This window comes from Pseudomonas sp. SIMBA_041, assembly GCF_046535095.1.
GTDB classification, from domain to species: Bacteria; Pseudomonadota; Gammaproteobacteria; order Pseudomonadales; family Pseudomonadaceae; genus Aquipseudomonas; species Aquipseudomonas mucoides.
Genome location: NZ_JAWRXJ010000686.1, coordinates 1 through 250, shown reverse-complemented (window position 1 = coordinate 250; position 250 = coordinate 1). Strand labels below are relative to the sequence as shown.

1 protein-coding gene is annotated in these 250 nt (G+C 50.0%); it reads right to left on the bottom strand.

The window, feature by feature from the left end:
* Nucleotides 1-250, bottom strand: a 250-nt coding sequence (locus tag SB725_RS32870; RefSeq protein WP_410923657.1) for an AEC family transporter, incomplete at both ends; no start/stop codon positions are given.

Sequence of the window (250 nt, the reverse complement as noted above, 5' to 3'; positions counted from 1 at the left end):
CAACGAAAAGCAGTGCCAGTGGCATCAGAATCAGCTTCAGGAAGGTGTTATAAGCAATTTCGGCACTGAACTCGAATTTATGTGCAGCCAGAGTCAACCCCGCAGCGAATACCGCTACCCCTGAGTTAGCCTTCGCAATCAGATTAAAGGTTGGGTCCCATGCTGCCGGAATTTTTACCCCAACCAACACCAGGATCGTTGCCAGAACAGGTGCCCATACTACTGGCTCCTTTGCCGCAGAAATTAATGC